8 protein-coding genes are annotated in these 8,401 nt (G+C 70.3%); 1 reads left to right on the forward strand and 7 read right to left on the reverse strand.

Annotated elements, in window-relative coordinates; translation table 11 throughout:
- Positions 1-32 precede the first annotated feature (32 nt).
- The 3 genes from ABD213_RS14555 to ABD213_RS14565 form a co-directional block, all read right to left on the reverse strand.
- Positions 33-1,550, reverse strand: a complete 1,518-nt coding sequence (locus ABD213_RS14555; RefSeq protein ID WP_344330113.1) for an ABC1 kinase family protein — start codon at positions 1,548-1,550, stop codon at positions 33-35.
- A 90-nt stretch (positions 1,551-1,640) separates the two neighbouring features.
- On the reverse strand, positions 1,641-2,414 hold the full coding sequence (locus ABD213_RS14560) for an LLM class flavin-dependent oxidoreductase (RefSeq protein WP_344330114.1): 774 nt from the start codon (positions 2,412-2,414) through the stop codon (positions 1,641-1,643).
- Positions 2,415-2,451: 37 nt separating this feature from the next.
- Entirely contained in the window at positions 2,452-2,841 is a 390-nt protein-coding gene (locus tag ABD213_RS14565; protein ID WP_005464729.1) for a heavy metal-responsive transcriptional regulator, read from the reverse strand.
- Positions 2,842-2,948: 107 nt separating this feature from the next.
- On the opposite strand from ABD213_RS14565, the gene merA reads away from it, so the two are divergent.
- Positions 2,949-4,373, forward strand: a complete 1,425-nt coding sequence (merA, locus tag ABD213_RS14570) for a mercury(II) reductase (RefSeq protein WP_344330119.1) — start codon at positions 2,949-2,951, stop codon at positions 4,371-4,373.
- A 369-nt stretch (positions 4,374-4,742) separates the two neighbouring features.
- Here the strand turns inward: merA and ABD213_RS14575 are convergent, their stop codons facing one another.
- The 4 genes from ABD213_RS14575 to ABD213_RS14590 form a co-directional block, all read right to left on the reverse strand.
- Entirely contained in the window at positions 4,743-5,255 is a 513-nt protein-coding gene (locus ABD213_RS14575) for a hypothetical protein (RefSeq protein ID WP_230198271.1), read from the reverse strand.
- Positions 5,233-6,420 carry a relaxase/mobilization nuclease domain-containing protein gene (locus ABD213_RS14580; RefSeq protein WP_344330122.1) on the reverse strand — a complete coding sequence of 396 codons (1,188 nt, stop codon included), beginning with the start codon at positions 6,418-6,420 and terminating at the stop codon, positions 5,233-5,235. The genes ABD213_RS14575 and ABD213_RS14580 overlap by 23 nt, the downstream gene beginning before the upstream one ends.
- A gap of 95 nt (positions 6,421-6,515) precedes the next feature.
- Positions 6,516-7,106: a hypothetical protein gene (locus ABD213_RS14585; protein ID WP_155224955.1), complete on the reverse strand. Its 591-nt coding sequence runs from the start codon at positions 7,104-7,106 to the stop codon at positions 6,516-6,518.
- A partial coding sequence (locus ABD213_RS14590; protein WP_344330128.1) for a Rep family protein occupies positions 7,103-8,401 on the reverse strand: 1,299 nt, incomplete at its 5' end. The genes ABD213_RS14590 and ABD213_RS14585, both read right to left, overlap by 4 nt.

Below are 8,401 nucleotides of genomic sequence, written 5' to 3' on the forward strand. Positions count from 1 at the left end.
ATTCGTCACGATCGTCGGGCGAGCGCGTCGGGTCAGGCGGAGGCCTCCAGCATCTCGGCGAGACCTGCTTGCGGGTCGGCGAGCACGTCCAGCAAGATGGTCTGCACGACGGCGAGGACGTCGGCGTCGGGGGCGACGCTGGCGGCGAAGCCGGACAGGTAGAGCAGGTTCTTGAAGAACAGCACGAGGTCCTTGGGCATGCGGAAGCCGTTGCGGGCCAGCACCTGCAGCAGGCGCCCGAGGGTGATGCCGAGCTGGTCGAAGGTCACCTGGCCGCGGGCACGGTCGGCCAGGAGGTCCAGCTCGGTCTGCAGCTCGGCGACGACGGTGCTCACGTCCGCGTCGGGGGCGATGGCGCCGAATGCGCGCATCGCCTCCACCTGACCGGCTGCGTCCTCCCCGGCCCAGGCGGCGAGGTAGCGGACGAGGCCGGCCCGCTGGGTCGCGTCCATGCGGCCGGCGATGCCGAAGTCGACGAGGGAGAAGGTGCCGGTCCCGGGATCGACGAGGACGTTGCCGGCGTGCAGGTCGCCGTGGAAGACGCCGTGGCGCACGGTGGCCTCGAGGACGCCCTGGATGCCGAGGTGGAGCAGGCGGTCGCCGTCGAGCCCGTCACCTGGCAGCAGGCGGTCGTAGGAGACGCCGGGAAGCAGCTCCATGACCAGGACCCGCTCGGTGACGAGGCCGGGGAGCGGTCGGGGGGTGCGAGTGTGCGTGGCACCGAGGGACTCGAGCACGGCGCAGGAGTCCACGAGGTTGGCGGCCTCGAGACGGAAGTCCAGCTCCTGGAGCGACAGCTCGGCGAACAGCTCGACGAACCCGGCGAGGTTGGCCGATCGGGCCCCCTCGGACCACCGGTGACCCGCCGCCGCCACGAGGGCGAGGGTCTCGATGTCGCTACGGAACCGGGCGCGCAGGCCCGGTCGACGCACCTTGACGACCACCTCGGTGCCGTCGAGCAGGCGGGAACGGTGGACCTGCCCGATCGACCCGGCCGCGAGGGGCACGTCGTCGAAGGCGGCGAAGCGGTCCTCGACGGGACCGAGCTCGGCCTCGACGACCCCGCGGGCGACCCCGTCGGGCAGTGGGGGTGCCTCGTCGCGGCACCACGCGAACGCCTCGACCCACTCCTGCGGGAGCAGGCCCTCGGCGGTCGCGATGAACTGTCCGAGCTTGACGTAGGCGGGTCCTCCGGCGCGGACGAGCCGTTGGGCACGTTCGAGGGTGCCGGCTCCGGCGTCGGCCGGCTCGACGCGCATGCCGGCGGCAGCCGCGGCGGTGCTCAGCAGCTGGAGCGGGGCGGCGGGCGCCGCCGTGCGGACGACGCGTGCCCCGGTGGTCAGCAGGCCGGCGATCGTGTCGGGCCACAGGCGCGGGCGGGCCAGCCGGGCGGCATCTCGTGCCACCGCGGCCCGGCGCGCCTGGGCCTCGTGGTTCCAGTGCAGGGCCTGCTGCGTCAGGCCCGGGATCTCGGCGAGCCGTTCGGAGGACCGGATCAGCGAGGCCGTGCTCGGGGGAGCGGGCGGGAGGTGCGGGGTGGAATCCGACATACCGAGAGTATGGTGGGTGGGCGGCCGCTTGCCTACCTCCCCGACGGGGAGACGCCTGTCACGGCGTCGGCCGTCCGCTCCGGCCCCGACTCAGCGCCAGCCGAGCCCCGGCGCGACGTGCGTCAGCAGGCTCTCGATGACGTGGGCGTTGTAGTCGACTCCGAGCTGGTTCGGGACCGTCAGGAGCAGCGTGTCGGCCGCAGCCACCGCGGCGTCGTCGGCCAGCTCCTTGACCAGGACGTCCGGCTCTGCGGCGTAGGTCCGTCCGAAGCGCGCCCGTCCGCCGTCGATGAAGCCGACCTGGTCCGAGCCGGCGGAGCCGAGGAAGTAGGCGCGGTCACGGTCGTCGACGATCGGGAAGATGCTCCGGCTCACCGAGACGCGCGGCTCCCAGTCGTGGCCGGCACTGGCCCACGCGTCCCTGAAGCGTTGGATCTGCTCGGCCTGCAGCTCGTCGAACGGGACGCCGGTGTCCTCGGTGAGCAGCGTGGAGCTCATCAGGTTCATGCCCTGCTGAGCCGTCCACTCGGCCGTCGCGCGGGTACCGGCACCCCACCAGATGCGCTGGCGCAGACCGGGGGAGTGCGGCTCGAGGCACAGCAGGCCCGGAGGGTTCGGGAACATCGGACGTGGGTTCGGCTCGGCGAAGCCCTCCCCGCGCAGGAGGTCGAGCAGGATCGCCGTGTGCTGACGCGCCATGTCGGCGTCGCTCTGGCCCTCCCGGGGCGCGAACCCGAAGTACCGGTAGCCGTCGACGACCTGCTCCGGTGATCCACGGCTGATCCCGAGCTGCAGGCGCCCACCGGAGATGAGGTCGGCGGCTCCCGCGTTCTCGAGCATCATCAAGGGGTTCTCGTAGCGCATGTCGGGGTTGTGGCGTTGGCGCGAACGGCTCTGCCGTTTACAGGTATCGGCAGACCTGGTCCGCGCTGCACGAGTCGGGGTCGGGCTGCGCGGCGTCGTGCCTGAGCTCGGCGATGGTGTCTCGGAGCGCTGTGAGCTGGGCGATCTGCTGCTCGATCTCGGCGAGGCGCGCGTCGAGGAGGTCGCGCACGTGCTCGCAGGGAGCAGCGCCGCCGTCGCGGATTTCGAGGATCTGGCGGATCTGGGCGAGGGTGAGGCCCGCGGCCTGGCCGCGGTGGACGAAGTCGATCCGGGCGGCCGTCTCGGGCGCGTAGTCGCGGTATCCGGACGGCGTGCGCTCGGCCGGGGGCAGCAGGCCCTGCTCCTCGTAGAACCGCAGCGTCTTCGCCGTCGTTCCCGCCCGCTCGGCGAGTTCCCCGATGCGCATCGCAGGCCCCCTGTTCTTTCGGCAGAAGTCCTCTTGACCTTCCCCTGCACTGGAAGGTCCAGTATGGCTGAGATAGACCGGAAGTCCAAGTATTGACAGGAGCTGCGATGCCCACGAAGTACGACCTCGCCATCATCGGATCGGGCGGCGGTGCGTTCGCCGCCGCGATCCGCGCGACCACGCTCGGCAAGTCGGTGGTGATGATCGAGCGCGGGACGCTCGGCGGCACCTGCGTGAACACCGGCTGCGTGCCGTCGAAGGCCCTGATCGCCGCGGCCGACGCATGGCACTCCGCGGCCGACGCCGCCGACCGGTTCCCGGGGATCGAGACGACGGCGGGGCCGGTGGACATGCCCGCCCTGATCGCCGGGAAGCGGGCGCTGGTCGAGTCGCTGCGGGGCGAGAAGTACGCCGACGTCGCCGACTCCTACGGGTGGGCCGTCCGCCGCGGGGACGCCGCGTTCGCCGGCACCCCCGACGCACCGGTCCTCCAGGTCGCCGAGGACGACGGCAGCACCGAGACGATCGAGGCCGCGCACTACCTGGTCGCGACTGGCTCTCGGCCGTGGGCCCCGCCGATCGACGGCCTGGACGAGACCGGGTACCTGACCTCGACCACGGCGATGGAGCTGACCGAACTCCCTGAGTCCCTGCTCGTGCTCGGCGGCGGCTACGTCGCCCTGGAGCAGGCGCAGCTGTTCGCCCGGCTCGGCTCCCAGGTCACCGTGCTGGCCCGGTCCCGGCTCGCGTCGAAGGAGGAGCCGGAGGTGTCCAGGACGCTGCAGGAGGTGTTCGCCGACGAGGGCATCCGGGTGGTCCGCCGCGCGCTGCCGACGCGGGTGTCCCGCGACGCCGCGACCGGGCAGGCCGTCGTCACCGCGGACGTCGCCGGCGGCCGGGAGGAGTTCCGCGCCGACCAGGTGCTCCTCGCCCTCGGACGACGACCGGCCACCGACGGGCTCGGCCTCGACGCGGTCGGGGTCAAGACCGGGGACCTCGGCGAGGTGGTCGTCTCCGACCGGATGCAGTCCTCCCACCCGCGGATCTGGGCCGCGGGCGACGTGACCGGCCACCCCGAATTCGTCTACGTCGCCGCCCAGCACGGCACCCTCGTCGCCGAGAACGCGTTCACCGACGCCGACCGGGCCGTGGACTACGCCCGGCTGCCGAGGGTCACGTTCACCGGCCCGGCGATCGGCGCGGTCGGGATGACCGAGAAGGACGTCGTCGCCGCCGGGATCCGCTGCGACTGCCGCGTCCTGCCCCTGCACCACGTGCCCCGCGCCCTGGTCAACCGCGACACCCGCGGCTTCGTCAAGATCGTCGTGGACGCCGACACGGGGAAGATCCTCGGCATCACCGCCGTCGCCAAGGACGCCGGCGAGCTCGCCGCCGCCGGGGTCCACGTGCTCGGCAAGACCGTCGCCGAGGTCGCCGACGCCTGGGCCCCCTACCTGACCATGGCCGAGGGCATCCGGATCGCCGCCAAGGCCTTCACCACCGATCCGTCGCTCCTGTCGTGCTGCGCGTGAACGCGCACGCAGACAATCGGGGGGAACGCTCAGCTGGGAGAGGAACAGACGATAAGCGGCGATAAGGGCCACGACTCGCATCGCGCGGGCGTGCTTGTCGGTGCTGGGACGGGCTTGCTCCTGTTGGCATGCTGCGCGCTTCCGCTGCTGATCTGCTGCGGCCTGCCTCTCCTCGCCGCGGGCGGAGCCCTTGCAGGTATCGGAGGTTTCCTCGGCAACCCTTGGCTCATCGGTGCCGGGATCGCAGTCGGGGTGGCCGTCACAGCGGCGATCGTCCTCCGGCGACTGCCGCGGCACCGACGTCGCTCGACCGGCGGCTGCGGCAATCGTTCGACTACTGACCGGGGTCAGTAGTTCGAGTGGCTCCAGTCATCGTCGCCAGCTCGGCCACGTCGGCATCCCGCGACCCTTCCAGGTCTCCACGAGACCAGCAACCCAGCGGACGGACGCGAAGACCCCGTAGCCGGCCGCCGCGAGGCCCACGGCGATCACGAGCCAGCGCCCGATCCCGAGCCACACGCTACCGTCCACGTCCAGCGCCCACTGAGCGCCGGTGATGAGCCCGGCGATGCCCATCCAGAGCCCGGCGATGACGACCACCACCGGCAGGAGCGCGAGGCACATCGCGGCGGCGGCCGACCACAGCTGCCGGGCCTCCAGCTTCGCGGTGGCGGCGATGATCCGCTCGGCCCGTTCGTTCGACGCGTCGAGGTTCGCGGTCATCGTGGTCGAAGCCTCTCCGGTGACCTGCTCGACGGCCTTCTGGACCCGCTCCTCGGTGTGCTTCTCGATCCGCTGCACCGCCCAGCCGACCTGTCTGACGAGCTTCTGGTTCGCCGCGGCCTGCGCCTTGAGCCCCTCAATCGCCGATGCCGTAGCCACGTGGTTCCTCTGCGCCTCCGCGACCAAGCTCTGCGACGCGGCGTTTAAGCTCTCGCCGTTGAGACTCTGCGCGAACTCGCCGAGCGTGCTCGCGATCTCGTTCTGCCTGCTCTCGATACTCGCGATCCTCGCGGACACGTCGCTGGAGGGCGAGGAGGTTGACGCCGGGGCCGTGATCCGCTCCAGCCGCCTCGTCGTCTCCTCGTCCATGACCTTCACGAACCCCGCGAGCTTCTTCTGCTGCTCGGCCAGCCGGTCGAGCCTCGCGTTCTGCGCCTCGACGGCGGCGAGGATCGAGGTCAACGCCTCCATCGTCTCCGGACTGTCGAGCTGCTGCTGCGATCCGCTCTGCGCGTTCTGCTGCTTCAGCCTGTCGAGCGCTGCGCTCATGTTCCTGCTCCTCCTGCTGCTGGTGGTAGTCGAAGAACGCCCGCGCGCCCTCCGGGGTGAAATCTGTCGAGAGCGCACTCGTGCGCTTGCGTCGCTCGGCACGCCCGGACTCGCCGCGGCGGTCCTCGATGTAGAGCGTCCACGTCTCCTTGCCGACGTTCTTCCCTCGCTTGCTGATGGCGGTGTGGAGGCGCATCCGCGGCACCCGCTCCCCGTCATCGCCGAGCTGCTGGTTCTGCTCCTCGATCACCGCTTCGAGACCGGCCTTGTCCACCGCACGGGGATCAGCCAGGGCGGCGCTCATCCGGTCGCCCATCTCGCGGTCGAGCCCGCCCTCGGCGAAGTCCTCGCGGCGCAGCTCCCAGTCCTTCGGTGCGTGCTCCAGACGCTTCACGACCGAGAGACCGTGCTCGCGCATGAGTTCGTCGTTCGCTGACTGAACGCCCCGCTGGTTCCCGGCCTTGCGGTCGTGGAACGTGCGGTAGTCGCTGAGCGCTCTTCCCGTCCGATTGCTGTGGTTGATGACCAAGATGTGGTTGTGCGGCTTCTTCCCGCGTCCGTCCACATGACTGACCACGAGGCAGTCGGAATCTGGGTGCATCTTCTTCGCGAGTTGATAGCCCAGATCGTTCACCCGCTGCACGTCCTCCGGATTCTTCGGGTCGAACTCCTCGTCGCTGAACGACTGCCTGTAGTGCAGCGCCTCGACGTCGCGCTTCGTGTTCTGGGTGAGCGCGCGGGCGCGCGCCGAGAACGCGCCGGGGCCTCCCGGCACGTCGCACGTGATCGCGACGCCGCGCTCGTCCTCCTTGCCCCGGATGTAGCGCTCGGTGTCGGCGGCGCTGGCGCTCGGACTGTAATGTGTCGTGCTCATGAGGCCGCCCGATCACCGAGCAGGGCGCGGATCTCGCGGAGCAGCTCGATCAGCTCGGGCACCTCCGCCGACAGCGACACCGGCTCACCCGCGCGAGCACGGCGGTCCAGGTCGTTGACGTTGATCGCGAGCGGGCGCACCTGGGCGGCCAGCTCCCGAGCATCAGCAGACGCCTGCACGCGCTCCTCGACCCCGAGCAGGTGCGCGGCCACGGCGGCGTCCAGCTCCTCGCTCCGAGATGCATGGAGCGCATCGCGCACGACGGTCCGCACCCACGTGCTCGGAGCCAGCCCGAGCCGCTTCGCACGAGTGCGAACCGCCCCGAGCGTGGCGTCATCGAAGCGCGTATCGAGCCGCCCGCCGCTGCCACGACGACGCTCCGCGCCGCCGTGACTCTGGCGCACAGCCTCCGCATCAGCCCGACCGGTGTTCACCCGGGAGTCGGCCTGCTGCTCCGCCTGTACGCCAGAATGGCAAGCAGTAGCCGTGTCGGACATTTCGCTGGCGCTCATGTCCTCCCCGGCTGCTTGCGAGGGGGCTCCGCCCCCTTCGATCCCCTGGAAGAGCGCATCGCGTTCGGTGCTCATGCGGCACCTCCGATCAGCGCCAGCGGCACGTCAGGGCTCCGCACCGCGAGCCCACCCAGCAGCTCAGCAACCGCGCCATCCGCATCATGTTCGGCCGAGGTCTCCGGACCGTAGGTCAGTTCCCGCGACCCGACGTTCTGGTGGTACGCGTTGCCGTACATGCCGGGCGTGTGCGCGGCGGCCGGAACGCTGCACTGGTGCCACTCGTAGGGCTCGATCTTCCCGATGTGCTGCACGAGGTAACGATTGATGTCGTCGGCACGATAGACCTTCACGACCGAGGCCAGCCGGCGGATGAACTGGTCCAGTGCCTCGTCCACGTTGCCCTTCTGGCGGGCGTAGTAGAAGAACTCGACGGGCTCGATCGTCGCCGTGATGACGATGAGGCGCGGGGCCACCTCGCCCTTGTTCTTGTAGCGGGCCTTCGCAGGCGAGGCGTTGTACGGATCGAGCAGCAGCAGCCAGTCGTTCGCATCCATCGCCGAGGCCCGCAGATCGTCCAGCAGCAGCACCTCCTCGCCCCGCCAGTCATCAAGCGGGTTCCCCGTCGCGGCCCGGTAGACCTGCCACCGCTCGCCGTGCGCGTTCGCCGCGTTGATCGCCTCGGTAATGAAGTCCGTGGCGAACCGGGTCTTGCCGATCCCGGCATCTCCATGGACGAACACGACGTGCGTCGAGAACTCACCGGCGCGCAGCCTCGCCGCCGCCCGGTATGCGCGACGCTGGCCGTAGGCCGACAGCGCGTCGTCGATCTCCCGCTGATGCCGTGAGTAGATGTCGAACAGCTCGTCCGTGAGCATGATCTGATCCCGCGTGATCTCACCCTGGAGAACGCGCTCCCGCATGTCCTCGAAGTTCTCGGCGACGATCTTCTTCTTCACGTGGGCGCGGCCCTTCTGCCACGTCTCCCGGCGCTGGGCGTCGATCCCGAGGTAGTCAGGCCCGCGCACGGTGGCGACCTCCGAAGGCGCGTACTGGTGCTTGTCCGCGTACTTCACGTGCGTCAGATACGACAGCATGTTGTCGAAGGCGTACCGCCCGCGGCCAGGCTTCTCGACGTACTGAGGCTCGACACCGATGCCGAACGCGAGCCGATCCAGCGGCGCACTCTTCGCACGGCTGGCGAACTTGATCACGGCGTGCAGGTGCTCGGGCTTCGGTTCGACCAAGTTGAGTCCCCGATAGTGGTGTAGCGCGGTCGTCGAGTTCGTCCCTGGTGTGGACGAGGACGCGGCCACCGCGTGATCCTTCGAGTGATCTCTCACAACCGACTCGAAGAAGGACACACGATGACC

The sequence above is a fragment of the Aeromicrobium halocynthiae genome, from assembly GCF_039531385.1.
GTDB lineage: Bacteria > Actinomycetota > Actinomycetes > Propionibacteriales > Nocardioidaceae > Aeromicrobium > Aeromicrobium halocynthiae.

What these genes read in the sequence shown, in the direction of transcription:
- ABD213_RS14555 (WP_344330113.1), bottom strand. Translation starts at nt 1,550, where the DNA reads ATGTCGGATTCCACCCCGCACCTCCCGCCCGCTCCCCCGAGCACGGCC.
- ABD213_RS14560 (WP_344330114.1), bottom strand. Translation starts at nt 2,414, where the DNA reads ATGCGCTACGAGAACCCCTTGATGATGCTCGAGAACGCGGGAGCCGCC.
- ABD213_RS14565 (WP_005464729.1), bottom strand. Translation starts at nt 2,841, where the DNA reads ATGCGCATCGGGGAACTCGCCGAGCGGGCGGGAACGACGGCGAAGACG.
- merA (WP_344330119.1), top strand. Translation starts at nt 2,949, where the DNA reads ATGCCCACGAAGTACGACCTCGCCATCATCGGATCGGGCGGCGGTGCG.
- ABD213_RS14585 (WP_155224955.1), bottom strand. Translation starts at nt 7,106, where the DNA reads ATGAGCACCGAACGCGATGCGCTCTTCCAGGGGATCGAAGGGGGCGGA.